Below are 291 nucleotides of genomic sequence, written 5' to 3' on the forward strand. Positions count from 1 at the left end.
ATTGATGAGCGAGATCAAGTTCTTGATCCTATGACAGCTTATCAGATTACATCAATGATGGAAGGGGTTATTCAGCGCGGTACAGCTGGGCATTTGCGTTATCTCAATCGACATATTGCTGCTAAAACAGGAACAACGAATGATTCCAAAGATGTATGGTTTATGGGATTTACCCCTGATCTTGTTGTTGGTATTTTTGTCGGTTACGATCAACCAGCACCTTTAGGATACAATGGAACGGGAAGTTCATTGGCCGCGCCTATTTTTGGTGAGTTTATGGCATCGGCTTTG

At 42.6% G+C, this 291-nt stretch carries 1 protein-coding gene; it reads left to right on the forward strand.

The annotated features are described in order from the left end of the window. On the forward strand, positions 1 to 291 hold a 291-nt coding region (locus ACFINO_RS11050), incomplete at both ends, for a penicillin-binding transpeptidase domain-containing protein (protein WP_375655896.1).

Source organism: Bartonella sp. AA83SXKL (assembly GCF_042196965.1).
In the GTDB taxonomy this organism is placed as follows: domain Bacteria; phylum Pseudomonadota; class Alphaproteobacteria; order Rhizobiales; family Rhizobiaceae; genus Bartonella.